This window comes from Streptomyces sp. LaBMicrA B280, assembly GCF_049222185.1.
Classification (GTDB): domain Bacteria; phylum Actinomycetota; class Actinomycetes; order Streptomycetales; family Streptomycetaceae; genus Streptomyces; species Streptomyces murinus.
The window spans coordinates 17,764-42,659 of the sequence record NZ_JBMJCT010000064.1 but is presented as its reverse complement, the minus strand read 5'-3'; the positions used below and the strand labels follow the sequence as shown (position 1 = coordinate 42,659).

The following is a 24,896-nucleotide window of genomic DNA, read 5'->3' as shown; positions in this document are numbered from 1 at the left end:
CCGACGTCGTGCGTGACGCCGTGGGCGAGGTTTTCGGACAGCTCGACGACATAGCCGCCGAACACGATCTGCCCCTTCTCGCGACACGTTTACTGGGCTCCCGGCCGCCAAGCACGCGCGAACTCGCCGAGGCACCCGCCGGAACCCTCCAACTCGCCGGGTACGGCGCCTCGCTGGCCGTCCACCACGCCCTGAGCCGCGTCTACGGACCACCGGCCGCGGTCGTCGGCGTCAGCTTCGGGGAGATCGCGGCGGTCGCCGCCGCCGGTGTGCTCACGGTGGCGGACGGGGCACGCGCGGCCCTCGATCTCACGCGGGTCCTGGCCCTCTGCCCGGGCGGGCTGACCGTGCTCGGCTGCGCGGCGGACCACGCCGCCCGGCTGCTCGCGACGGCCGGCGCCGCGGACACCGTGGTGGCGGTGCTCAACGACGACCGCACGGTGGTGGTATCCGGCCCCTCGGCCGACCTGATCCGGGTGGAGAAGACGGCCGGGGAACGGGGCATGTCCGCCGTCCGGCTGCGGCTGCCGTTCTCCTCGCACCACCCCGCGCTCGCCCCGCAGGCCGAGGCGTTCGCCGCCCTGCTGCGCGCCCGTTCCTGGTCCAGGGCCCGCTGCCCGGTGTTCTCCGCCGTGGCCCAGCGCTGCTACCGCCCGGACGACGATCTGCGCCTCGGCCTGGCCGACTGCCTGGTCAAACCCGCCGTCGTACCCACCGTGCTGCACCAACTGCACACCTGCCGCCCGGGCGTGCTCCTCGAAGCGGGCACGGGCGACGCGTTGGCGACCGCGGCGCGCCGGGTGCTGGACCCGTGCGGCGGGCCGCCCGTGCACGCGCCGCTCACGGATCCCGACTTCTCCTGGTGACACCCCCCTTCCTCCAGCAACACCCTCTCCCCCGGTGACCCCCCTCTTCCCCCGGAGGCCCACCCATGCTCACCGACACGCTGCCCGTCACCGCGTGCGCCGAACTGCACCGGATCCTGCACGGCCCGTGCCCTCCCGAAAGCCTCTCCAGGCCACGCACCGGCACCGGCACCGGCCCGTCCGGCGGCGCCCAACTGCTCCGCGACCTCGGCCTGATGGGCCAGGCCCTCCCCGCCCCGGAAAAGATCTTCGAGGACCCGGCGCGGCTCGCGGCCGTCCATGCCTGGGCCGCCGTCACCGATCCGCCGCTGTGCCTGGCCGCGCTGGTGCACCACACGCTCTGCCTCGGCTCCATGACCCAACTCGGTCCCGATCCGGCTTATCTGGCGGAGCGCATGGCCGCCCTGACCGCCGGCCGCGCCAAGGGCGTCTACCTGATCACCGAGGCAGGCCAGGCGAACAGCCATCTGGCGACCCGGACCCGTGCCACATGCGACCTGGCGACCGGGGAGTTCGTCCTGGACACGCCGGACGCCGAGGCCGCCAAGTTCGGCAGCGCGGGCACGCTGGACGTCCCCCAGACGGCGGTGGTGCTCGCCCGCCTGTTCACGGACGGCACCGACCGGGGGGTCTTCGGCTTCGTGGTCGACCTGACCGACCGCACGGGTCCGCTGCCCGGCGTCGAGCTGTCGTCGCCGATCGGCCTGGGCGCGCTGCCCCTGGACTACGTCCTCGTACGGTTCCGGCGGCTGCGGGTGCCCGCCGCCCACTGGCTGGCCGACGGGGCGGTCATCGGCGCGGACGGCGCCTTCCACGACCCGGCCGGATCGACCGAGCGCCGGCTCCAGCGCACCCTGCGGGTGGGCCAGGGGCTGTGGGCGCTCATGCCGGCCGTGGCCGCCGCGACCGCCCGCCAGTCCGCCGTACAGGCGGTCAACTACGCGCGGCAGCGCCGTACCCAGAGCCGACTGGCGCCGGGCGCCCCGCTGCTGTCGTACCGGACCCAGCAGCGCGCGGTGCTCGGCGCGCTGGCCGATGCCTTCGCGCTGACCTGCGCCGCGCACGGGGCGCGCGCCCTGTGGACGAAATCCCTCGCCGCGCCCTCGGGCGGCGACGACACCGACGCGATGGGGTTTACCCCGTGGACGGCCGTCAACCGGCCGCTCGCCGCCTACAAGGCGGCCTCCGTACGGCTCGCCACCGAGGTCAGCGCGGAATGCCAGCGCAGGTGCGGCTTCTCCGGTCATCTGGACGTCAACCGGCTGGCCGGATATCACGGCTTCCACCACGCCTTCGACGCGGCGGGCGGGGACAGCCAGCTCATCCTGTACGACATCGGGCGCTCCCTGGTCGAGGAGAGCGCGGACACGCCCGCCCCGGCCACCGGCGCGGCGCGACCCCTGGCCACTTCCCCGTCCTGGTGGCCGGAAATCGCCCGCACCCACCGGGCCGGGCTCGCCGCGCACCTCGCGGACCGCCTGCGTGTCCTGAAGCACGGTTCCCCCTTCGACGCCTGGAACCCGCTGCTGGAGGACGCGGGCCTCCTGGGCGAGTTGTACGCCGACGGCTTGATGGCCGAGGACGTCGTACACGTGCTCGGCGAGGTCCGCGACAAGAGCGCGCACACCGTCCTGAGCGCGCTGGCCACCCTGCACGGGGCCATGGCCGCCCGGCGCTGGTCCGCCTCGCTGCTCGCGCACGAGACCCTGCGGCCCGCGGACGTCCAGGCGCTCACCGACGTCATCGACCGCCTCTGCGACGAACTGCGCCCGCATCTGCCCCTGCTCACCGAGGCGTTCGTGCACGGCGACGGGGCGACGGACGCCCCGCTGGCGGCGGCCGACTACAACGCCGCGCTGCGGGCCACGCTCACCTGGACCCGAGGAGCCATCACATGACGTACACCCGCCCCATCGGTGTCCTGGGCATGGGCACCTATCTGCCCTCCACGGTCCGCACCAACGCGGAGGTGGCCGCGGGCGCCGGTGTCACACCGGAATGGATCAGCGAACGCACCGGCGTCCGCGAACGCCATGTCGCCGCCCCGGGCGAGGCCGCCTCCGACCTGGCGGCGCACGCGGTCCGTTCGGCGGTCCGGGCCGCCGGTCTCGACATGGCCGACGTCGGCCTGCTGATCTGCGGCACCTCGACCCCCGACGAGCTGGGCCCGGCCACCGCCTGCCGGATCCAGACGCTGACCGGAGCCGGCCGCGCGGTCGCGCTCGACGTCAGCGCCGCCTGCTCGGGCTGGCTGTTCGCCGCCAAGGTGGCCCACGACTGGCTGCGTACGGCCGAGGAGGGCACCCGGTACGCGGTCGCCGTCGGTGTCGAGGCGTACTCCCGGTTCCTCGATCCGGCCGACCGGGGCACCGCCGTCCTGTTCGCCGACGGAGCGGCGGCCGCCGTACTCGGGCCGGTGGCCGAGCCCGGGGGGTTCGGGCAGTTCAGCCTGGGCTCCGACGGCGCGCTCGCCGACCGGGTGCTCATTCCCGCGGGCGGCAGCCGCCGCCCGGCCAGCGCGGCCACGCTCGCCGGCCGCGACCACTTCATCCGCATGGACGGCCGTGCCATCGGCCGGTTCATCACAGACGTCTTCCCCCGTCTGATCACCGACGCCCTCGACCGGGCGGGACTGGCCCTGGCGGACGTGGACTGTGTCGTCGCCCACCAGCCAAACCCCGTACTGCTGCGGCGGATCGGGGCCGACCTCGGCATCCCCGACGACCGCCTGGTGGTCGTCGGGGACGAGGTGGGCAACATCGGGGCCGCCAGCACGCCCTACGCCCTGGCGCGCGCCGTCGGCACCCGGCCGCTGAAACCCGGCGACCGGATCCTGCTGGCCGCCTTCGGCGCCGGCATGACCTGGGGCAGCGCGCTGCTCACCTGGAGCGGCGCGCCCGCCGTCGCCGCGGACCCCGCGCCCGGCCCGCGATCCGCACCGTCCGCCGACCGGCCGGCCGGACGGCCCACCTCACAAGGAGCCGCTCGATGAACGTCATGGACCTGTTCCGCCTGGACGACGCGCGCGCGTTGGTGACCGGCGCCTCCCGGGGCATCGGCAAGGCGGTCGCCGAGGCACTCGCCGACGCCGGATGCGATCTGGCACTGACCGCGCGGACCCTGCCCGCCCTGGAGGACACCGTGCGCGCCGTACAGGAACGTGGCCGCAAGGCCGTCGCCCTGGACGGTGACCTCGCCCGGCCACATGTCGCCGAGGCGCTGGTCGACCGGGCGAGCGCGGCGCTGGGCGGCCTGGACATCGTCGTCCACAACGCGGGCACCCTGCCGACCGCGGCGGACGGCAGCCCCTTGATGGCCCCGCTCCAGCACGCCCGCCAGGAGGACTGGGAGGCGGTCGTCGCCGTCAATCTCAACGCCACGGCGGCCCTGTGCCGGGCGGCGCACCCGCACCTGGCCGAGTCCGCGCGCGCCAGTCTGATCCTGATGTCCTCGGCCGCCGGGATCGTCGGCGCCCCGATGATGGAGGCGTACGCCGCGACCAAGGCGGCCCAGATATCGCTCACGCGGAGTCTCGCGGTCGGCTGGGCACGGCAGGGCATCCGCGTCAACGCGCTGTGCCCCGGCTGGACCCGCACCGACATGACCGCCTTCGCCAGCGCGCCCGGCCCGGTGTCCGACTGGCTCACCAGCCATGTGCCGATGGGCCGTTGGGCCGATGCGGACGAGGTGGTCGGCGCCGCGCTGTTCCTCGCCGCCCCCGCCTCCTCCATCGTCACCGGGCACGCGCTCGTCGTGGACGGCGGACTGTCCGTCGCCGACGGCGGCCTGGCCGGCCACCCCAAGCCCCCCTCGCCCTTCGCCGCGAAGTGAGTGACCACCCTTGGACGAAACCCTCAGCACCCCCGTGCGCCCCCCGGTCACCGGTTCGCCGGACGGCACCACCGCCGTCACCACCGCCGTCATCACCGGCATCGGCGCCTGCCTCCCGCCGCGGGTGGTCGACAACGACACCGTGATCGCGCGCGGCGGGCTGCGCACGGACGACACCTGGATCAGGGAACGCACCGGCATCGCCCGCAGGCGCCACGCGGACGCCGGTACCAGCACCGGGGACCTCGCCGTCGGCGCCGGACGGGCGGCCCTCGCCTCCGCCGGGGACCGGCGCCCCCAGATGCTGCTGCTGGCCACCGGCACACCCGACCACCCCTGCCCGGCCACCGCGCCCACCGTGGCACACCGGCTCGGCCTGGACGGCATACCGGCCTTCGACCTCTCCGCGGTGTGCTCCGGCTTCCTGTACGCCCTGGCCATGGCGACCGCGCTGATCCGCGCCGGTACCTGCGCCACGGTGCTGGTGATCGCCTCGGACACCTACACCACCATCGTCAACCCGCTCGACCGGGAGACCGCGCCGATCTTCGGCGACGGCGCGGGCGCGGTCCTCGTCACCGCGGGCCACACGGCCGAACCCGGTGCCGTGGGCGCCCTCGACCTGGGCTCCGACGGCAGCGGCGGCGATCTCATCACCATCCCCTACGGCGGCTCCCGGCACCCCCGCGAGCTGCCCGGCACCGACCCGGCCGGGCACTACTTCCGTATGCGGGGCCGCGCGGTCTACGCGCACGCGGTCCGCCGGATGACCCGGTCCGCCGACTCCGCGCTACGAGGGGCCGGTTGGGCACCGGAGACCGTACGGGCCTTCGTCGGCCACCAGGCCAATCAACGCATCCTGGACTCGGTCGCGGACCGGCTGGGGATCGCGCCCGCCCACCGGTTCGGCAACATCGGCGAACTCGGCAACACGGCCGCCGCCTCCATCCCGCTGGTGCTGGCTGACCCCTCGGTCCACGCCCGCGTCGAACCCGGTGAGCGTGCGCTGCTGACCGCGTTCGGCGGCGGACTCACCTGGGCCTCCGCCGCCCTCAACTGGCCCGACGTCACCCCTTTGTCGGAACAACCGCCGTCCGCCGACCATCCCTTCGCCTCTTCGAGGAGCGTCTTGTGAACCGTGTCCACAGCCGTCTCGCGTCCCTGCTGCGCAACAAGTTCGAGGTCCCCGCCGACCGCATCGTGCCCACCGCCACTCTCGGCGAACTCGACCTGGACTCCCTTGCCGTGGTGGAGCTCTACGTCACCCTCCAGGAGGAGTGGGGCATCCCACTGGACGACTCGGGGGCGTCCGCCGAGCTGACCGTCGCGGAGGTGGCCCGCGCGGTGAGCGAGCAACTGGCGCTACGGGACGAGCCGGTGCCGCACGACGGACCCGGGCGGTGAGCGACCGGATCGCCGTCACCGGGCTCGGACTGGTGACCCCGGGCGGGATCGGAGTCGGCCCCACGTGGGAGACCCTGTGCGCGGGCAGGCCGGCGGCACGCACCGATCCCGCCCTGCACGACGGCCCGGTGACCATGTCCTGCCGCGTGCCCCCGCCGGACGCGGGCCCTGGCCGACGCTGGCGGTTCGACCCCGCCACCCGCTTTCTGCTCACCGCCGCCCAGGAGGCCCTGGATTCCGCCGGTCTGGACCCCGGGGAATGGGACCCGGCGCGGGTGGCGGTGGTCGTGGGCACGGCGGCGGGCGGGGTCGGCACGCTGGAGGCCCAGCACCGCAAACTGCTCACCGCCGGTCACGGTGTTCTCTCGCCGATGACCCTGCCCGCGTTCCTGCCCAACATGGCGGCGGGCCAACTGGCCCTGGAACTGGGCGTCACGGGCCCCTCCCTCCAGACCTCCACGGCCTGCGCGTCGGGCGCCACGGCCGCCGTCACGGCCGCTCTGCTGCTGGCCACCGGCGCCTGTGACATCGCCGTCGCCGCGGGGACCGACGCCATGGTGACCCCGCTGTGCGCGTCCGCGTTCGCCAAACTCGGCGCCCTGTCGCGCCGGGACCATGAACCCGAACGTGCCTCGCGCCCGTTCGACAAGGACCGCGACGGCTTCGTCCTGGGGGAGGGCTGCGGTGTGCTGCTCCTGGAGCGCGAGCCGCACGCACGGGCGCGCGGGGCCGTGCCGATGGCGCTGCTCACGGGCCATGGCAGCACCGGTGACGCCCACCATCCCACGGCGCCGCATCCCGAGGGGACGGGGCTGCGGGCGGCCACCATGACGGCTCTGGCGGGGGCGGGCGCGCGCCCCGAGGACGTGGACCACGTCAACGCCCATGGGACGAGCACGCGCCTCAACGACGCCGTGGAGGCGGCCGTGATCAGGGATCTCTACCCCCGCAGGCCCCCCTCGGTCACATCGGCCAAGGGCGTCCTCGGGCACACCATGGGAGCGGCGGGCGCGATCGAGGCCGCCGTCACCGTCCTGACCATCGCGCACGGCACCGCGCCTCCCACGGCGAACTTCTCCGCCCCCGACGACACCACCGCCGGCCTGGACATCGTCACCCGCGCGCCCCGCCCCCAGACCGTCCGCCTGGCCCTCAGCCACTCCCTGGGCTTCGGAGGCCACAACACGGTCCTCGCGTTCGCGGCGCCCTCGTCCATGTGACAAGCCTCGTACATGTGACAAGGAAGGGAGAACATGCCCGAAGCCATGTCCTAGGAGACCGTCAACCGCGTGTAACCGGTATTCCGCCCCTGAGAGTGGGCCCCGCCCGGGACCGCTTGCCAAGGCCGCATTCCGTCCTACGGTCTGACGCATGGCCGAAACCGGAGCTTCCCCACTCCCCTGCACGCCCCCGGCGCGCTCCCCGCTCTTCAGCGCCGAACAGTTCATGTGGCTCACCGCGCGCGTGCTGGAACAGCGCCTTTTCGCGTACCACTTCCTGCGCGGCGCCCCGGACGCGGTGGAAGCGGCGCTGGACGCCTATCGCAACGAGGACGGCGGATACGGGCACGCCCTGGAGCCCGATCTGCGCGGGCCGGTGAGCCGGCCCCTGCACACCGCGCACGCGCTGCGCGTCCTGGACGCCGTCGGGCGCTGCGGCGGGCAGCGCGTGGAGCGTGTGTGCCGCTATCTGACCTCCGTCTCCACGGCGGACGGCGCGCTGCCGGTGGTCCATCCGAGCGGGCGCGGGTATCCGGCGGCGCCACTCGTCCAGGGCTCTCCCACGGGGTCGGACACACCCGCGCAGGCGGCCTCCCGCGGCTCGCTGCCGGCCACCGGCCCCGTGGTGGGGCTGCTGCACCGCAACGAGGTGTGGCACGCCTGGCTGTTCCGGGCCACCGACTTCTGCTGGGGGGCCGTCGCGAACCTGGAACAGCCGCGTCCGTACGAGGTGCTGGCCGCCGTCGCCTTCCTGGACTCCGTTCCCGACCGCCCGCGCGCGGAGGCCGCCGCGGACCGGCTCGGGCGCCTGGTGCGCGCGCAGCGGCTCGTGGCACTGGGCCCGGACCGTCCGGTGGCGGGAGAGCGCCGGGTCCCCCAGCAGGCGGCGCACCGGGGTGATCCGGGGCCGGGCCCGCACCACTTCCCGCACGATTTCGCCAAGAGCCCCGCATCGCTCGCGCGCGCCTGGTTCACCGACGACGAGATGACCCGATCCCTGGACCACCTGGCCGCCGGACAGCAGGAGGACGGCGGCTGGCCGGCCCGCCGCCGCCCGTGGGCACCGGTCCCCGCGTTCGAGGCGCGCGCCATGGTGACGATCGAGGCGCTGTGCACGCTGCGGGCGTACGGCCGCTTCGTGGGCTGATCAGGATCAAACCCGGCGCGGGTTCGGGACCGGCGCAGGTTCGGGCCTGATGCCGGTTCGGGCCCGGTGTACGGACGCTCAGGGGGTTGAGGGACATCGGAACGAAAACCGGCGCTGAGCCTCCGTCGCCCCTGGTGGGCGGCTGACGGAGCGTCGGTCGCGGGACCGGTCTGAAGTCGTCCCACGGATAACGCCCTTTTATCTGCGGGAGCATGGTTTGTGAGCTGCGGTGATGCTCTCCGGGCCGCGCGTGAAGCGGCCCTGTTATCTGTAGCAAGGGGAGAGCGGTGCCCACCCTCGTGCAACTGCCGGCCGGGAAGGCGTTGACCGTCCGTGCGGTGGTGGATGCCTTCCTCGACTCGCTCCGGAACCGAAACACGGTCCGCAGCTACGCGACCGGCGTCGGCAAGACGGCCGAGCGGATCGGGGAGGGCCGCCCGCCGGGTGGCGGTGCTGTCGTGGCTGGGCTGGTGCGCGGAGTACGGCTATGACGGCCCGGCGGTCCCGGCCTGGACGAAGCGGTTGGCGGTGCCGGACTCCGAGACCCCGGCCCGCTCGAAGATGGCCGTGGACCGGCTCATCGCCCGGCGCGAGGTCCACCTGCGGGAGAAGACGCTGTGGCGGATGCTCTAGAAGACCGCCGCCCGCGCGGAGGAGATCCTTGGGGTGAACATCGAGGACCTGGACCTCGCCGCGCGCCGCTGTCCCGTGAAGGCCAAGGGCGCCCGGAGCAAGGCCCGCCGGGGCCAGGCGCGCGAGGACTTCGTGCTGGAAACCGTCTACTGGGACGCCGGCACCGCCCGGCTCCTACCCCGGCTACTGCGCGGCCGGACCCGGGGCCCGGTGTTCGTCACCCACCGCCGCCCCGGCCCGGGGAAGGTCGTCAGCCCGCGCGACGTGTGCCCGGACACCGGCCCGGCCCGGCTCTCCTACGGCCAGGCCCGAGCCCTGCTGGACGAGCACACCGCCGTACGCGGGCCGGGCACCGGCTGGGACCTGCACGAGTACCGCCATTCCGCCCTGACCCACCTCGGCGAGCAGGGCGCCTCCCTGCTGATGCTGATGGCGAAGTCGCGGCACAAGAAGCCGGAGAACGTCCGCCGCTACTTCAAGCCGTCCCCCGAGGCGATCTCGGAGCTGACCAGTCTGCTGGCCCCCGGCGACGCGCGCCGCTGACCCTGCTGTCAGCGGTGTGCCCTACCGTGAACCACACCACGGCCAGACGCGTACCGCCGTCCGCCGCCGCTCTGCGCGCCCACGCCGCCAGGGGCGCAGTCGGCCAAGGTCCTCCGGGGTCCGTGCCGGTCGAGTCGGCTCCCAGCGTCGTCGCCGAACTGGCCCGCCGGATCGCACTGATCACGTCCAACGCCGACGGGCGGCACGTGCCGGCCGTCTCCTCGGTCGACCACCTCACCGCAGCGGGCGGCCGGGCGGTCATCGCGGAGAACCGCGCGGCATACATCGCCGAGTACGGCGAACCCGCTTTAGTCACTCGTCGTCGGCGCCGACTGACGCCTGGTCTCGGTCACCGGTCGGTTGTGGCCGCCACCGAGTGGGCGATGTCGCGATGAGCCTCGTGTTCGGCGAGCCGGCCGGTGAGGGCGGCGCGGACGTCTTCGTAGGTGTCGGGGCCGAGCGGGAGGCGGAGCGGGGTCGCGCCGGAGTCGATGAGGTCGACCATCGCGTCCGTGAGCTTCTCCGCGCTGTTGGGCACCGGGAAGTGGCCGCCGAGGAACGCCTGCCGGGTGTCGGCCGCGGGGGTGTTCTCGTACTCGGGCAGGGGCGGTGCGATGTCGAGCGACGTGCCGAAGCCGGTGGGGGTCGCACCCGGCTCGATGATGGTCAGGGCCAGGCCGAACGGCGCGATCTCGTGGGCGACGGTCTCGCAGAACCCCTCGATGCCCCACTTGGAGGCGTGGTAGTAGCCGAGGCTGGGGTAGGTGGTCTGACCGCCCGCGGTGGACACCTGCAGGATGCGGCCTCGGCCCTGGGCGCGCAGGTGCGGGAGGGCGGCACGGGTGACCTGGATCGAGCCGAGCAGGTTGGTGTCGATGACGCGCCGGATCTGCTCGTCGGATGCCTCCTCGACGGAGGCGAGGACGCCGTAACCGGCGTTGTTGACGACGACGTCGATCGTGCCGAGGGTCTTGAACGCCTCGGTGACGACGCGACGCACTTGCTCGGTGTCGGTGACATCGAGCTGGGCGGTCCAGAGCCGGTCGCCGTGCTCGGCGCGGAGGTCGTCGAGAGCCTCGGGCCGGCGGAGCGTGGCGGCGACGCGGTCGCCACGGGCCAGGAGGCGTTCGGTGAGCAGTCGCCCGAAGCCTGAGGAGGTGCCGGTGATGAACCAGGTGGTGGTCATGGTGTGTCCTTCGCTGTGTGGTGCGCGTGGCCGGTCGCGGTGTCGCTGATGCGGACAGGGGTCATCGATGCGACGGCCTGGGCCTGGGCATGAGTCGGCCGGGCTGCTTGCGCTGCCGTGAGGCAACTCGGCCGGACTCGTGAAGGGGTGCCGTCGTCAGCGGGTGCCCGCCTCGGCGCGCGCGTAGAACGCGGCGAGCTCGTGGGGGTTCTTGGTGTAGACGTCGATCTTGCGCACCGTTCCGTCCTCGACCTGGTGGATCTCGACCATGGTCAGCGGGAATTCCTCACCGGTGGTGTGGGCCCTGAGCGTTCCGGTGAGCGTTCCGATGACACCGGCCGGGCCTTCGAACACCTCGGCATCGGTGATGGCGACGTTGGCGTAGCCCATCATCGCGCCCAGGATCGACTGCACGAACACCTCGCGGCCCTGGTGCACGCCGCCGTAGGGGAGCTGGGTCGGCTCGTCGACGATCACCTCAGGGTCGAGCTTGGCCAGGACACCCGGCACGTCGCCCTTGCTCAGCGCGTCATACAGCCCTCGCACGACCTCCGCGGGGCTCCCCGTCACCGTCTTCATCTGGTTGCTCATCTCGCGTGCCCTTCAGGTTTGTTTCCGGTACAAGAACCAAGAAAGGTCGGCCGTCCGGGGGGCCTGCGTCCTCGCACCGGTCGGGCCCCGGGGATCGGGGCACGCACCATGCAACGGCAGACGGCCGTGACCGGGGAGTCTCTGCTGCGAGGGGTACTGGCAGGGACCCCCCACCCCGCGCGCGGCCTGCCTACCCTGGTCGGCATGGACAACCGGGACGCAGTCAGCGCATTCCTCCGCTCCCGACGCGAGAGGATCACCCCCGGGCAGGCGGGTCTGCCGACCTACGGCCGGCGGCAGGTGCCCGGACTGCGCAGGGGCGAGGTCGCCACGCTCGCCGGGGTGAGCGTCGAGTACTACACGCGCCTGGAGCGCGGCAACCTGCGGGGTGTCTCCGACAGCGTGCTGGACGCCCTCGCCCAGGCACTGCGACTGGATGCCACCGAGCGCATGTACCTGTACGACCTCGCCCGCGCCGTCGGACCGGCGCCCAAGGCGCGGGCACGGCAGCGGGAGGTCCGGCCGACGGTGAGGCCGAGCGTGGCGCGGATCGTCGAAGGCATGCCGGGGATGCCGGCATACGTGATGAACAACCGCCTCGATGCGCTGGCCGCCAACCCGCTGGGCCGGGCCCTGTACTCGGAGATGTACGCCGACCCGACATGCGGGGCGAACGTCGCCCGGTTCGCGTTCTTCAATCCAGCAGCCAGGCGGTTCTACACCGACTGGGAGCGCATGGCCCGCTTCGCCGTGGGCGCGCTGCGCGTCGAGGCGGGGAAAAGCCCCTACGACCGGGAACTGTCGAACCTGATCGGTGAACTGTCCACCCGCAGCGACACCTTCCGCGTGATGTGGGGCTCCCACGACGTCCATGTCTTCCGCGAGAGCACCAAACGCCTCAACCATCCGCTCGTCGGCGAACTGGAACTCGATCAGGAGACCATGAGCCTGCCGGACGACAGCGGCCTGAGCGTGGTCGTCTACAGCGCGCCCCCCAAAACCGCCGCCGAGGACGGCCTGAAGCTACTCGCCAGCTGGTCCGCCACGACCAGACAGGAACAGAACGCGCAATCCACCAGCACACCGTCGACCCGGCAGCCCTGACGGGCGGCACCTGCCCGAAGAACCGCTCCAACCGCCTGCGGCCACCTGCGGAGCCCCATGCCGCCCACCCCCGGTGACCGGGATGGGGAATTCCAGGCTCTGTCGGAGATCTCGTTATGCGCACCGCCGGACGTACCTCCTGGCCGTAGCTCCAGGGTCCTCCCATCCGGCGGCGCGGGACCGGGTCATTCCTCGTCGATGGCATCCGGATCGCGCAGCGGACGCAGGCCGCCGGGCAGGCCGGGAAGCTGGAAGGAGTACCGGCCGAGCATGTCGACGTGATGCCGCACGAACGGGGAGAGGCGGGCCACGTCCTCGTCACGGACGTCGAAGCCGTCCGCACGCAGCTGGTTCACCGCGGCGTCCATGTACCGCGTGTTGAACAGCACGAGTGCGTTGAGGACCAGGCCCAGGGCGCCGATCTGGTCTTCCATGCCGTCCTGGTAGCGCTGGTAGAGCTGCCCGGACCGGCCATGGAAGGGTTTCCGGGCGAGGGAGTGGCGACCCTCCTGGAGGTTCGCCTGGCTCTTGATCTGCCGCCGGTAGCCGGGCTCGTCGGCCAGGCGCAGGATGTGCAGGGTCTTGGCGATCCGCCCGTAGTGGGCGATCGCGTCGCCGAGCGGGGTGGGCCGGCCGTCGCGGGACAGCATCCGGATCACGTCGTACGCGCGCACGGCGCCGGTGTGGATGGAGCCGATGATCCGAAGGATGTCCTCCCAGTGACGTTCGATCCTGGCGAGGTCGGCCCGGCCGCGGGCTGCGTCCTGGAAGGCGCCGTAATCGGCGGCGCGGGGGGCTTGCCGCCGTCGCGGTCGTAGAGGACGTCCAACACGTACAGCGAGTCGCGCGGGGTGCTGGCCACCACCTTCCCGCCCAGCCCCGCCGCCTGGTCGTTGATCATGTTCAGCCAGGTCGCCCCGCCCCGGCGCCCGAAGTACTTCGGGTTCGGCCGCGCGTACACCGACGGCACGGGGACGACGAACCGCATGCCGTCCACGGAGGCGACCAGGCCGCCGCCCCAGACGTGCGCGAGCGGGATGGCCGCCTGGTAGTCGATCAGCGTGGCGTTCGCGGCCCGGTACGTCGCCAGCCGCAGATACGTCTGGTCGACATGGGACAGGCGCCCGTACTTCAGCGCGTCCGCGGCCCCGATGACCGGGGTGCAGCCGACGTTGCAGCTGTGCGCGACCAGCAGCGCGGCGATCGTCACGTGCAGACCCTTCAGCCGGGCCTCGCCGCCGGTGACCGAGGTGAACGCCTGGTCGGCGCCGGTCCACGAGAACACCTCCAGCAGGGCCTCCGGCAGGTCGACCCGGGGCAGCACCGCCTCCACCGCCTCTCGCGGCTGACGCAGGGAGGCGGGTTCAGGCTCCGGCTCCAGGGCGGCAAAGTGCAGGCGGCCGTCGTCGTCGAACACGATCTGGGAGTTCACCGGCACCCGCGCGGCGACCTCGCGGTAGGTGCCGTCCAGCAGCGCGGCCCGCGCCGCCAGATGCTCCCCCGCCTCGGCGGGCAGGTTGAGCGAGGCGAGAACGGTTGGCTTGGCCTGCTCCCCCGCGTCTCCGTTCAGCAGCTTCTTGCATCCCATCAGGTCCGGCGGCGGCTTCAACGCCTTCAGGACCGGCAGGCCCTCCGGCGTGGCGCCGAAGTCGACCACCGTCACCAGGAGCTTCAGGAACGGCCGCACGGTGCCGAACCGGGTGACCAGCTGGGCCCGCCATGCCTCGTCGGCGTCCGAGTCGAGCGGCGGGGTCAGCTCGAACAGCGCGGCGATCGCCGCCGCCAGCTCACGCCGGGGCACCACCGGCTCGATCCGCTCCCACATCGCCTCCAGCGTCTCCTCCTCTGGCGGGCTGATCTCCCCGGTGTCGGTGTCGACCTGCTCGCTGGTGGTGTCGAACACGATCTGGAACGCGGCGGCCGGCTTCGCCGACGCCCGCTCCAACGCCCACTTCATCTGCGGCCCGGAGATCCGCACCGGACCCCGGCGCAGCCGGTCCAGCTCCGACACCCGGGCGCCCGGCGGCACCGTCAGCAGGGAGTCCAGCACCGCACGCTGACCGGTGCTCAGCAGCCCGTAGAGGGGTCCCACAGCCTCTGGTTCGCCGCCTCCCTCACCGCGGCCACCAGCTGGGCCAGCGTCGTCACCCCGGGCAGCGGCACCCGCCGCTCACGCAGCCAACCCGCCGCCGCGTCGAACAGGGCCTTGGGCCCCTCCCCGGTCGTCCAGGCCCGCGCGTCCACCCACGCCCGCAGCTCCGCCTCCGCCTCGGCGAACTCATCGTCCAGGAACACCCCGAGGAACCGCACCGTGGTCATCTGCACCGCGAACCCGAGCCGGTTGTGTGCCCGCCGCTTCGGCTCGATCAGCGCCCGATCCGCATCGTCCAGGAAGAAGAACCGCTCCAACTCCGTACGGGACGGCGCCCCGTCATACGCCGCGTACTGCGCGGCTTGCTCATCCGTCAGAAACTCGACCGGCACCCCGGACCTCCAGACAGTCAGTGATCAACACGACTGCCGAAGGCTCCGCCCCCGCCGAACCCCAGGTCACAGCGCTCTCAAGCCCTCCACGGGCTTCGCGCCGGTTTTCGTTCCGATGTTCCTCAACCCCCGCTCAGCCGCCGAGGGCCCGGACGCCCGCCGTCACCAGTACGGCCGCGCCGACGACCACCAGGAACGGCGCGCGCAGCACCAGGGCCACGGCGGCCGCCCCGAGCCCCGCGGCCCTGGCGTCCAGCATCAGCGCGTGCCCCTGGGCGAACGTCTGCTGTGCGGTGAGCGCGGCGAGGAGGGCGACGGGCAGCAGCGCGGCGAGCCGCCGTACGACGGGCCGTTCGATGACATGGGCCGGTACCAGCAGACCGGCGAGCTTGACGGCGTAGCAGCCGAGCACGGTCAGAGAGATCGCGATCCAGGTGTTCACCGGCCCTCCTCCACAGCCTTGTCCTCGGTCTCACGAGGCCCGCGCCGCCCGGACACGAACAGGGCGACCGGCGCGGCCAGAGCCGCCACCAGGACCGGCACACCGGCCGGGAGTACGGGCAGCAGGCCGAGCCCCAGCAGCACCGCGAGGCCCGCGACCGCGCGCTCGGTGGCCGTCCTCAACATCGGCGCGAGCAGGGCCAGGAACACCGCGGGCCCTGCCGCGTCCAGCCCCCACGCGCGCGTGTCGCCGATGGCCTTGGCGCCCAGCGCGCCGAGCAGGGTCGTGAGGTTCCACAGCACGTAGAGGGTGACTCCGGTGACCGTGAAGCCGATCCGGGCGGCACGCCGGGACGGCTGCGCCAGGGTGACCGCCGTGGTCTCGTCGATCACCCATTGGGCGGCGAGGGGCCGCACCGCGCGCGGAAGGGCGAGCAGCTGCGAGAGACGCAGCCCGTAGAAGGCGTTGCGGATGCCCAGGAAGAAGGCCCCGGCCGCCGCCGTGTACGGGTTGCCTCCGGCGGCCAGCGCTCCGACCAGGGCGAACTGGGAGGCGCCGGTGAACACCAGAAGGCTGAGCGCGCAGGTCTGGAGGAGTCCGAGCCCGCCGCCGGCCGAGGTCACCCCGAAGGCGAACCCGGACAGCCCTACGGCGACGCCGACCCCGAGGGCGTCCCGTACGACCGCCGCGTCGGGCTTGGCCGCCCCGCCCGCCCCGCCCGCCCCGTCCGCCATGTCTGCCATGTCCACTGGTGCTGTCCGCTGCTGTGCCACGCCCGGGACGCTACGGGCGAACGTCAGCCCGAGTCTTGTACGTTCTTGCGCCCTCGTACGTCGTTGCGCTCCCGCTGGTAGGCGCCCGGGGGCACGCCGACGATCCGGGCGAAGTGACGGTTGAGGTGCGGCTGGTCGGTGAAGCCGACGGCGACGGCCGCCTCGGCGGGCCGGGTACCGGTGTCCAGGAGGAGCCGCGCGCGCCGCACCCGGGCGTCGGTCAGCCAGGCGTGCGGTGGCATCCCGTAGCTGTCGCGGAAGGCCCGCAGCAGCGCGAACGGGCTGGTCCCGAGGTCGGTGGCGAGCCGCTCCAGGGTCGGCGGCTCGGCCATGCGCTCCTCCAGCACGGCCCGCGCGCGTGCCGCGATCCGGGCCCCGGCCGTGCGTGGCCGCCGCTCGGGCAGGGTGCCGCCGTTGAGCCGGAGCAGCCGTGTCACGGCGACCCGGAGCAGGGTGTCGGCGGCCAGCGCGTTGCCCTCCTCGGCGGCCCGGAGCACCTCGTGGACGAGGCGGACGGTGGCGGGGTCGTCGAGGACGGGGCTGACGAAGCCGGGGGCGCCGCGCAGGGTGCTGGTCTCCGCCGCTATCGCCGCCACCACCTCGGGCGCGGGATAGACCGCGCCGTACCGCCAGCCCTCCGGGACCCCGGCCCGGCCGGTGTGCGGGGTGTCCGGGTTGACCAGCGCGAGGGCTCCCGCGCCCGCGGAGACGTCGGAGCCGCCGTGGTGGAACACTTCGACGCCGTCGGCGATGGCGGCGATGACGAAGTTCTCGTGGGTGTGCCGCACGAAGGTCTTGTGGACGTACCGGGCGCGCAGCAGATCGACGCCGGGCAGTTCCTCGTAGCGCCAGTGCCGCGCCCGCTCCACCGCCCGTCCCGCCCGCTCGCGGGGCGGCCGGGACTCCCGCCGTCCAGCCGTGCCTGCCATGGGTCCATTGTCCGCCGCGGCGAACACGCCCCGCCCCTCGCCCACCTCCGACGGCGGGGCATTTGCCCAGGTCAGCCCGATTGTCAGTGGTCGGGTGCAGGATGGACGCATGGTCAGCTCCGCACATCGGGCCCTCGACGGCTTCTCCCCCGCGACCCGCGGCTGGTTCACGGGGGCGTTCTCCGCGCCCACCGCGGCCCAGGCGGGCGCGTGGGGTGCCATCCAGGCGGGTTCGGATGTGCTGGTGGTCGCGCCGACCGGCTCCGGCAAGACACTGGCCGCGTTCCTCGCCGCCCTGGACCAGCTGGCCGCGACCCCGCCCCCGGCCGACCCGCGAAAGCGCTGCCGGGTGCTGTACGTATCACCGCTGAAGGCCCTCGCGGTCGACGTCGAGCGCAATCTGCGCAGCCCGCTGACCGGTATCCGCCAGGAGTCCGTCCGCCTCGGCCTGCCGGAACCCGAGATCAAGGTCGGCATCCGCTCCGGCGACACCCCGCCCGCCGAGCGCCGCGCCCTGTCCACCCGCCCGCCGGACATCCTGATCACCACCCCCGAGTCGCTCTTCCTGATGCTGACCTCGGTCACCCGCGACGCGCTCACGGGCGTGGAGACGGTGATCCTGGACGAGGTGCACGCGGTCGCGGGCACCAAGCGCGGCGCGCATCTCGCGCTCTCCCTGGAGCGCCTCGACGAACTGCTCCCGAAGCCGGCCCGCCGGATCGGCCTGTCGGCGACCGTGCGCCCGGTGGACGAGATCGCCCGTTACCTCTCGCCGCGCCGCAAGGCGGAGATCGTCCAGCCGGAGTCCGGCAAGGAGTTCGACCTCTCGGTGGTCGTACCGATCGAGGACATGGGCGAGCTGGGCGGCTCCCCGGCCACCGACGCGGCCGACGGCGGGGAGCGGCCGTCGATCTGGCCGCATGTGGAGGAGCGGATCGCCGACCTGGTCCAGTCGCACCGCTCCACCATCGTCTTCGCCAACTCCCGCCGCCTGGCCGAGCGCCTGTGCAACCGGCTCAACGAGATCGCGTACGAGCGGGCGACGGGCGAGCCGCTGGCGGAACACCACTCCCCCGCCCAGCTGATGGGCGGCTCGGGCGCGGCCCAGGGCGCGCCCCCGGTGATCGCCCGCGCTCACCACGGCTCGGTGTCCAAGGAGCAGCGCGCGCTGGTCGAGGAGGACCTGAAGGCGGGGCGGCTGCCCGCCGTGGTCGCCACCTCCAGCCTGGAGCTGGGCATCGACATGGGCGCCGTCGATCTCGTCGTCCAGGTGGAGTCGCCGCCCTCGGTGGCCTCCGGGCTCCAGCGTGTCGGCCGCGCCGGACACCAGGTGGGCGCCGTCTCCACCGGCGTGGTCTTCCCCAAGTACCGGGGCGATCTGGTGCAGGCGGCCGTGGTGACCGAGCGGATGCGTTCGGGCGCCATCGAGTCCCTGCGGGTGCCCGCGAACCCGCTGGACGTACTCGCCCAGCAGCTCGTCGCCATGACGGCCCTGGACACCTGGCAGTTCGACGACCTGCTCGCCCTGGTCCGCCGCGCGGCCCCCTTCGCCTCGCTCCCGGAATCGGCGTTCACCGCGGTCCTCGACATGCTCGCGGGCCGCTATCCCTCGGACGCGTTCGCGGAACTGCGCCCCCGGGTGGTGTGGGACCGCGTGGCCGGCACCGTCACCGGCCGCCCCGGTGCCCAGCGGCTGGCGGTCACCTCCGGCGGCACCATCCCGGACCGCGGTCTGTTCGGGGTCTTCCTCGCCGGGAGCGACCCCAAGAAGGGCGGCGGCCGGGTCGGCGAGCTGGACGAGGAGATGGTCTACGAGTCCCGGGTGGGCGACGTCTTCACGCTGGGCACGAGTTCCTGGCGCATCGAGGACATCACCCGCGACCGGGTCCTGGTCTCCCCCGCGCCGGGCGTGCCGGGCCGACTGCCGTTCTGGAAAGGCGACCAGCTGGGCCGCCCGCTCGAACTGGGCCGCGCGGTGGGCGCGTTCCTGCGCGAGGTCGGCTCGCTGCCCGAGGACGACGCCCGGCTGCGGCTGCTCGCCGCGGGCCTGGACGCGTGGGCGGCGGACAACGTACTGGCGTATCTGCGGGAGCAGCGCGAGGCCTGCGGCCATGTCCCGGACGACCGTACGATCGTCGTGGAACGCTTCCGCGACGAACTGGGCGACTGGCGGGTCGTCGTCCACTCCCCCTTCGGCGCCCAGGTGCACGCCCCCTGGGCGCTCGCGCTCGGCGCCCGGCTGTCCGAGCGGTACGGCATGGACGCCCAGGTGATGCACGCCGACGACGGCATCGTGCTACGGCTGCCCGACGCCGACCTGATGGGCCTTGACCTGCTCGACCAGGAGCCCATGAAGCCGGGCGCGCCCTTCCCCGCGGACGGCGAGCAGCCGCCCGTGGGCGCGGCGGACGTCGCCTTCGACAAGGGCGAGGTCGACCAGGTGGTGACCGAACAGGTCGGCGGTTCGGCCCTGTTCGCCTCCCGGTTCCGCGAGTGCGCCGCGCGCGCCCTGCTGCTGCCGCGCCGCAGCCCGGGCAAACGCACCCCGCTGTGGCAGCAGCGTCAGCGCGCGTCCCAACTGCTCCAGGTGGCGAGCGAGTTCGGCTCGTTCCCGATCGTCCTGGAGGCCGTACGCGAATGCCTCCAGGACGTCTTCGACGTGCCGGGCCTGGCCGAGCTGATGGGCGACATCGAGTCCCGCAAGGTGCGCCTGGTCGAGGTCACCACCCCGGAGCCGTCCCCCTTCGCCCGCTCCCTGCTGTTCGGGTACGTCGCCCAGTTCCTGTACGAGGGCGATTCCCCGCTGGCCGAGCGCCGGGCCGCCGCGCTGTCCCTGGACTCCCGGCTGCTGGCCGAACTGCTCGGCCAGGCGGAGCTGCGCGAACTGCTCGACGCCGAGGTGCTGACCGAGCTGGAGCGCGAACTCCAGTGGCTCGCCGAGGACCGCCGGGTCAAGGACGTGGAGGGCGTCGCCGATGTACTGCGGCTGCTCGGCCCGCTCACCGAGGCCGAGTTGGTCGCGCGGGGCGCCGATCCGCACTGGGTGCGGGAGCTGGCCGGGGCCCGCCGGGCGATCAAGGTCCGGATCTCCGGCGCCGACCACTGGGCGGCGATCGAGGACGCGGGCCGGCTGCGCGACGCGCTCGGCACCGCGCTGCCCGTCGGCGTGCCGGAGGCCTTCACCGAGCCGGTCAAGGACCCGCTGGGCGACTTCCTCGCCCGCTATGCCCGTACGCACGGCCCGTTCACCTCGGCCACCGCCGCCGACCGCTTCGGCCTGGGCGTCGCGATCACCGACGGCGCCCTCCAGCGGCTCGCCGCGAGCGGCCGGGTGGTGCAGGGCGAGTTCCATCCGGCGGGCATCGGCCAGGAGTGGTGCGACGCCACGGTGCTACGGCGCCTGCGCCGCCGCTCCCTGGCGGCCCTGCGGCACGAACTGGAGCCGGTACCGCCCGCCGCGCTCGGCCAGTTCCTGCCGCAGTGGCAGCACATCGGCAAGGGACACGGTCTGCGCGGCGTGGACGGACTGGTGCGCGCGATCGAGCAGTTGCAGGGCGCCTCGGTGCCCGCCTCCGCGCTGGAGAAGCTGGTCCTGCCGTCCCGGGTGGCGAACTACACGCCGTCGATGCTGGACGAGTTGACCGCGGCCGGCGAGGTGGTGTGGGCGGGCGCGGGCGCCCTGCCCGGCAAGGACGGCTGGGTCTCCCTCTATCTGGCGGACGCGGCACCCCTGTTGCTCCCCCCACCGCACCCGCTGGAGCCGACCGCGCTCCACCAGTCCGTCCTGGACGCGCTGTCCGGTGGCTACGGCCTGTTCTTCCGGCAGATCGCCGACCAGGTCCGCGCCACCACGCACCCCGACGCCACCGATCCCCAACTGGCCGACATCCTCTGGGACCTGGCCTGGTCGGGCCGGCTCACCAATGACACGCTGGCGCCGATGCGTTCCCTGCTGGGCTCGGGCCGTACGGCGGGTTCGACCGCCCATCGTGCCAAGCGCGCGGTGCCGCGCGGGCGCTACGGCTCCCTGACGGCTGCGGCGCGTACGGCCTCCCGTACCGGCCCGCCGACCGTCGCGGGACGCTGGTCCCTGCTGCCCGCGGCCGAGCCGGACCCCACGGTGCGCGCGCACGCGCTGGCGCGCACCCTGCTGGACCGGCACGGCGTGGTGACCCGGGGCGCGGTCGCCGCGGAGGGCGTGGAGGGCGGCTTCTCGGCGGTGTACCGGGTGCTGTCCGCCTTCGAGGACAGCGGCCAGGCCAGGCGCGGTTATGTGGTCGAGGGGCTCGGCGCGGCCCAGTTCGCCATGGACGGCGCGGTGGACCGGCTGCGCGCGGTGTCCAACGCGCGGGACCGGGGCGAGTCCCTGGCCGCCCCGGCGGCCGGCTTCCCCGCGCCCTTCCCGGCACTCGGACCCACCGATCCGAACGGTTTCCCCGGCACCGACGGCGGCCCGCACGGCCACAGCCCGTCCCCGTCCGGCGCCGACGCGGGCTTCGCCCACCCCGGTCTCGACGGCGACTTCACCTGGCCGCCGACCGATCCCGGCGGCCATGGCTCTCCCCGTGACCTCGCCGACCCCTTCTCCGCCCCCGGCTACGGCGGCCCCCGGGGCGGCGCAGGGTCCACCGGCCACGGCTCGGGCTCCCCGTGGGGGGACCGGGGCCCGCAGCGGAGCCACGGCCGGGACCGTTCCGCCGACTCCCGTGCCGTCGTCCTCGCCGCGGCGGACCCTGCGAACGCCTATGGCGCGGCCCTGTCCTGGCCCGAGCCGCCCACCGGCGCCGGGCACAAACCGGGCCGCAAGGCGGGTTCCCTGGTCGTCCTGGTGGAGGGCGAGCTGACGCTCTACATGGAGCGCGGCGGCAAGACACTCCTCGCCTGGCCCCTCACCCCGGACACCACGGCCACGGACGACTCCCGGCTGCGAACGGCCGCCGAAACCCTGGCCGCCGCCGCCCGCGCCGGCTCCCTCGGCACGGTCACCGTCGAACGGATCAACAACACCCCGGCCCTCACCTCCCCCATCGGAACCCTGCTGGAATCGGCGGGCTTCGTGGCCACACCACGGGGGCTGCGCCTGAGGGCGTGAGCCGGGGCACGCGAGGGGGCGCGAGACTGGGCGCTCCCGGCCGACCTCCGGCCGGGCCGCCCGGCCAAGACGGATGGAGTCCCCGGGCATGGAGCCCGGAGCGAGTGCCGCCGCACCGAGGCACCGAGGCACGGACCCGCCCCTGCCCCGGGTCCTCCACCGATCCCGCCGGCCCTCGCGCCCCACCCTCATCGACGCTCTGCCGACGCCCTCTCCCCATCCACCCCGCCTCCCCCCATGGCACCCTTGACCCATGCCCGAAGGTGACACGGTCTGGCAGGCCGCGCGGCGGTTGCGTGAGGCGCTCGCGGGTGAGGTGCTGATCCGCAGCGACTTCCGGGTGCCGAGGTACGCGACCGTCGATCTCACCGGCCGCCGGGTGCTGAGCACGGTTCCGCGCGGCAAACATCTGCTCACCCGTATCGAGGGCGGCCTGACCCTGCACACGCATCTGCGGATGGAGGGCGCGTGGAAGGTGTACGGCACGGGCGAGCGCTGGCGCGGCGGTCCCGGGCACCAGATCCGTGTGATCCTCGGCACCGACGAGCGCACGGCCGTCGGCTACCGCCTCCAAGTGCTCGAACTGCTGCGCACCACCGAGGAGGAGCGGGTGGTGGGCCACCTCGGTCCCGATCTGCTCGGCCCCGACTGGGACCCGGAGCGCGCGCTGGCCAATCTGCGCACGGACCCCGCCCGTCCCCTCGGCGAGGCCCTGCTCGACCAGCGCAATCTGGCCGGGATCGGCAACATCTACAAGAGCGAGCTGTGCTTCCTGCTCGGCGCCACCCCCTGGCTGCCGATCGGCGCGCTCCCCGCGGACCGTGCCGAGAAGCTCCCCGGCCTCGCCCACCGGCTGCTGGAGGCCAACCGCGACCGCCCGGTCCGCCAGACAACGGGACTGCGCCACCAGGACCTGTTCGTGTACGGCCGGGCGCCCCGCCCCTGTCTGCGCTGCCACACCCCGGTCCGGGTGGCCGACCAGGGCGACGGCTCCCAGGACCGCCCCACCTACTGGTGCCCCGGCTGCCAGACCGGTCCCGCCCCGGCGCCGGGCTCCCCCCAGCGCTGGCGCGAGCGACACCGTCGTACCCCCACCTGACGCACTGTCGTACCCGCCCTGAAGCACCCGCCGAACCCGACTGCTCACGGGCCCGGGACTCGCCCCGAACACCCTTGCGAAGGCAGTCCGTCGGCATCGACATCGGCGCCGACGCCGGTCTTCCCCGCCCGCCACGCCGCGGCCCACCGCCCCGGCTCCAGCTCCCCCTCCGCCTTCCCCCTCGGCGCGCAGTGCACCGGCAGCACGCTGAGCCCCCATCCGCCGGCCGCGACGGCGGCTTCCAGCACGCCCGCGCCCTGCCCGAGGGCGAGCCGCAGCACGGCCCACCACCAGAGCCCGCCGCAGACCAGCGCCAGCGTCCGGCGCACCGCCCGCCCCGTCATGCGCACCACCTCCCGCCGGACGCCGGCTCGCACCCGCTACCCGGCGGCACCGGCGGACGCTACGCGTTCTCCGCCTGGAACATCCAGTGATGCTTCTCCAGGTCGGCGGTTATCTGGATGAAGATGTCCTGGGACACCGGGTCCGGCTCCTCGGTCGTGTGCACGCGCTCCCGCATCCGGGTGATGACGGAGCCGAGGGCGTCCACCATCGCCCCGACCGCGTCCCCGTCCTTGATCCACCCGGACGGCGTGGTTTTGATGCCGCTGGTCGAGGAAACCGTGGCGGCACGGCCGTCCGGCGGGACACCCAGCGCCGAGGCGCGCTCGGCCACCGTGTCGGAGTGGATGCGGGCGGAGGCGACGACCTCGTCCAGTTGGAGGTGGATGGAACGGAAGCGGGGCCCGACGACGTTCCAGTGGATCTGCTTGGCGACCAGGGACAGGTCCACCAGATCGACCAGCGCGCCTTGCAGCGCCTCGGCCACGGTCTTCAGGTCCGCGTCGGCCAACGGGCTCTTCACGACGTACATCCGCTTCCTCCGGCGCTCCGGCGGCCCTCATGGCCGACATGTCCCTCCACCATGACCGCCCCACCGATACCGGGCAAACGGACGCATAGGAGCGCATACATACACACATACGGATGTACAGCATCAGGCGCATACGGGCGCACAGCACGAGGCCCCGGCCGCGCTCCCTCGGGGATCTTCCCGAGAAGCCCGGCCGGGGCCTCGTGCATGTCTGGCTGTGTCTGGCTGTGCCCGTCGGGCGCGGCGCCGCGTATGTCAGGCGGCGACCACGTCCACCGCCTTCGCGGGCGCCTTGATGGTCACCCGTTCCGGTGGCACACCGGTCACCGAGACGGAACCCAGCATCGGACGGACCGGCGTGGGTACGGGCTCGGTGGCCGCGGCGGACTGGGCCAGCTCGGCGAGCGCCAGTTCGTCGCTCACTTCACGCATGAGTTCCGACATCCGTACGTCCAGCGCGTCGCAGATGGCGGAGAGCAGCTCGGAGGAAGCCTCCTTCTGCCCCCGCTCCACCTCGGAGAGATAGCCGAGTGAGACTCGGGCGGACGAGGAGACTTCGCGCAGAGTACGGCCCTGGCGTTGGCGCTGCCGACGCAGCACGTCACCCAGCAGGCGACGGAGCAGAATCATCGGTGGCTCCCTCCTCGGACCGCGTAGCCGCATCCTTCACGCCCCACC

At 73.5% G+C, this 24,896-nt stretch carries 20 protein-coding genes and 2 pseudogenes; 13 read left to right on the top strand and 9 right to left on the bottom strand.

All coding sequences use genetic code 11. The features are described 5' to 3' along the window. Window positions 1-8 precede the first annotated feature (8 nt). From ACLF5H_RS34625 to ACLF5H_RS34580, 10 genes and pseudogenes are all read left to right on the top strand, one after another. Window positions 9-866, top strand: a complete 858-nt coding sequence (locus ACLF5H_RS34625) for an acyltransferase domain-containing protein (RefSeq protein ID WP_421679967.1) — start codon at window positions 9-11, stop codon at window positions 864-866. A 65-nt stretch (window positions 867-931) separates the two neighbouring features. Then, window positions 932-2,764, top strand: a complete 1,833-nt coding sequence (locus ACLF5H_RS34620; RefSeq protein ID WP_421679966.1) for an acyl-CoA dehydrogenase — start codon at window positions 932-934, stop codon at window positions 2,762-2,764. After that, the gene (locus ACLF5H_RS34615) at window positions 2,761-3,858 is read left to right on the top strand and encodes a 3-oxoacyl-ACP synthase III family protein (protein ID WP_421679965.1); all 1,098 of its coding nucleotides are present in this window, start codon (window positions 2,761-2,763) and stop codon (window positions 3,856-3,858) included. The genes ACLF5H_RS34620 and ACLF5H_RS34615 overlap by 4 nt, the downstream gene beginning before the upstream one ends. Next, entirely contained in the window at window positions 3,855-4,697 is an 843-nt protein-coding gene (locus ACLF5H_RS34610) for an SDR family NAD(P)-dependent oxidoreductase (protein WP_421679964.1), read from the top strand. Before ACLF5H_RS34615 ends, ACLF5H_RS34610 begins: the two co-directional genes overlap by 4 nt. Window positions 4,698-4,707: 10 nt before the next feature. Then, window positions 4,708-5,832 carry a beta-ketoacyl-ACP synthase III gene (locus tag ACLF5H_RS34605; protein ID WP_421679963.1) on the top strand — a complete coding sequence of 375 codons (1,125 nt, stop codon included), beginning with the start codon at window positions 4,708-4,710 and terminating at the stop codon, window positions 5,830-5,832. Continuing rightward, window positions 5,829-6,101 (top strand): acyl carrier protein, encoded by a 273-nt coding sequence (locus ACLF5H_RS34600; protein ID WP_421679962.1) that lies wholly within the window; start codon window positions 5,829-5,831, stop codon window positions 6,099-6,101. Before ACLF5H_RS34605 ends, ACLF5H_RS34600 begins: the two co-directional genes overlap by 4 nt. Then, window positions 6,098-7,321 (top strand): beta-ketoacyl-[acyl-carrier-protein] synthase family protein, encoded by a 1,224-nt coding sequence (locus ACLF5H_RS34595; RefSeq protein WP_421679961.1) that lies wholly within the window; start codon window positions 6,098-6,100, stop codon window positions 7,319-7,321. The genes ACLF5H_RS34600 and ACLF5H_RS34595 overlap by 4 nt, the downstream gene beginning before the upstream one ends. A 151-nt stretch (window positions 7,322-7,472) precedes the next feature. After that, entirely contained in the window at window positions 7,473-8,468 is a 996-nt protein-coding gene (locus ACLF5H_RS34590; RefSeq protein WP_421679960.1) for a hypothetical protein, read from the top strand. A 287-nt stretch (window positions 8,469-8,755) separates the two neighbouring features. Next, a pseudogene (locus tag ACLF5H_RS34585) lies at window positions 8,756-9,644 on the top strand (tyrosine-type recombinase/integrase). A 122-nt stretch (window positions 9,645-9,766) separates the two neighbouring features. Continuing rightward, window positions 9,767-10,039 (top strand): hypothetical protein, encoded by a 273-nt coding sequence (locus ACLF5H_RS34580; protein ID WP_421679959.1) that lies wholly within the window; start codon window positions 9,767-9,769, stop codon window positions 10,037-10,039. Here ACLF5H_RS34580 and ACLF5H_RS34575 read toward each other — a convergent pair. Next, window positions 9,994-10,830, bottom strand: coding sequence for an SDR family oxidoreductase (locus ACLF5H_RS34575; RefSeq protein WP_421679958.1), 837 nt, complete (start codon window positions 10,828-10,830; stop codon window positions 9,994-9,996). The genes ACLF5H_RS34580 and ACLF5H_RS34575 overlap by 46 nt on opposite strands. Window positions 10,831-10,986: 156 nt before the next feature. Further along, window positions 10,987-11,421: a nuclear transport factor 2 family protein gene (locus ACLF5H_RS34570; protein ID WP_421679957.1), complete on the bottom strand. Its 435-nt coding sequence runs from the start codon at window positions 11,419-11,421 to the stop codon at window positions 10,987-10,989. Window positions 11,422-11,625: 204 nt separating this feature from the next. On the opposite strand from ACLF5H_RS34570, the gene ACLF5H_RS34565 reads away from it, so the two are divergent. Next, window positions 11,626-12,525: a helix-turn-helix domain-containing protein gene (locus ACLF5H_RS34565; protein WP_421679956.1), complete on the top strand. Its 900-nt coding sequence runs from the start codon at window positions 11,626-11,628 to the stop codon at window positions 12,523-12,525. Between the two features lie 185 nt (window positions 12,526-12,710). On the opposite strand, the pseudogene ACLF5H_RS34560 reads toward ACLF5H_RS34565, so the two are convergent. The 4 genes and pseudogenes from ACLF5H_RS34560 to ACLF5H_RS34545 all read right to left on the bottom strand — a co-directional run bounded on the left by ACLF5H_RS34560 (window position 12,711) and on the right by ACLF5H_RS34545 (window position 17,153). Continuing rightward, window positions 12,711-15,009 (bottom strand): annotated as a pseudogene (locus ACLF5H_RS34560) (Tn3 family transposase). Between the two features lie 133 nt (window positions 15,010-15,142). Beyond that, window positions 15,143-15,451, bottom strand: coding sequence for an AzlD domain-containing protein (locus ACLF5H_RS34555; RefSeq protein ID WP_421679955.1), 309 nt, complete (start codon window positions 15,449-15,451; stop codon window positions 15,143-15,145). Next, window positions 15,448-16,194 carry an AzlC family ABC transporter permease gene (locus ACLF5H_RS34550; RefSeq protein WP_421679954.1) on the bottom strand — a complete coding sequence of 249 codons (747 nt, stop codon included), beginning with the start codon at window positions 16,192-16,194 and terminating at the stop codon, window positions 15,448-15,450. The genes ACLF5H_RS34555 and ACLF5H_RS34550 overlap by 4 nt, the downstream gene beginning before the upstream one ends. A 53-nt stretch (window positions 16,195-16,247) precedes the next feature. Continuing rightward, window positions 16,248-17,153, bottom strand: a complete 906-nt coding sequence (locus ACLF5H_RS34545; RefSeq protein ID WP_421679953.1) for an AraC family transcriptional regulator — start codon at window positions 17,151-17,153, stop codon at window positions 16,248-16,250. Window positions 17,154-17,262: 109 nt separating this feature from the next. Here ACLF5H_RS34545 and ACLF5H_RS34540 point away from each other — a divergent pair, with 109 nt between their 5' ends. Together ACLF5H_RS34540 and ACLF5H_RS34535 are read left to right on the top strand one after the other, a co-directional pair. Then, complete coding sequence (locus ACLF5H_RS34540) at window positions 17,263-22,245, top strand: ATP-dependent helicase (protein ID WP_421679952.1); 4,983 nt, start codon at window positions 17,263-17,265, stop codon at window positions 22,243-22,245. Between the two features lie 253 nt (window positions 22,246-22,498). Further along, entirely contained in the window at window positions 22,499-23,344 is an 846-nt protein-coding gene (locus ACLF5H_RS34535; RefSeq protein ID WP_421679951.1) for an Fpg/Nei family DNA glycosylase, read from the top strand. A 44-nt stretch (window positions 23,345-23,388) separates the two neighbouring features. Here ACLF5H_RS34535 and ACLF5H_RS34530 read toward each other — a convergent pair whose 3' ends face one another. The 3 genes from ACLF5H_RS34530 to ACLF5H_RS34520 all read right to left on the bottom strand — a co-directional run bounded on the left by ACLF5H_RS34530 (window position 23,389) and on the right by ACLF5H_RS34520 (window position 24,848). Continuing rightward, on the bottom strand, window positions 23,389-23,688 hold the full coding sequence (locus ACLF5H_RS34530) for a hypothetical protein (RefSeq protein WP_421679950.1): 300 nt from the start codon (window positions 23,686-23,688) through the stop codon (window positions 23,389-23,391). Between the two features lie 59 nt (window positions 23,689-23,747). Next, on the bottom strand, window positions 23,748-24,218 hold the full coding sequence (locus tag ACLF5H_RS34525) for a Dps family protein (protein ID WP_421679949.1): 471 nt from the start codon (window positions 24,216-24,218) through the stop codon (window positions 23,748-23,750). A 255-nt stretch (window positions 24,219-24,473) separates the two neighbouring features. After that, entirely contained in the window at window positions 24,474-24,848 is a 375-nt protein-coding gene (locus ACLF5H_RS34520; RefSeq protein ID WP_070026017.1) for a helix-turn-helix domain-containing protein, read from the bottom strand. Window positions 24,849-24,896: the final 48 nt, after the last annotated feature.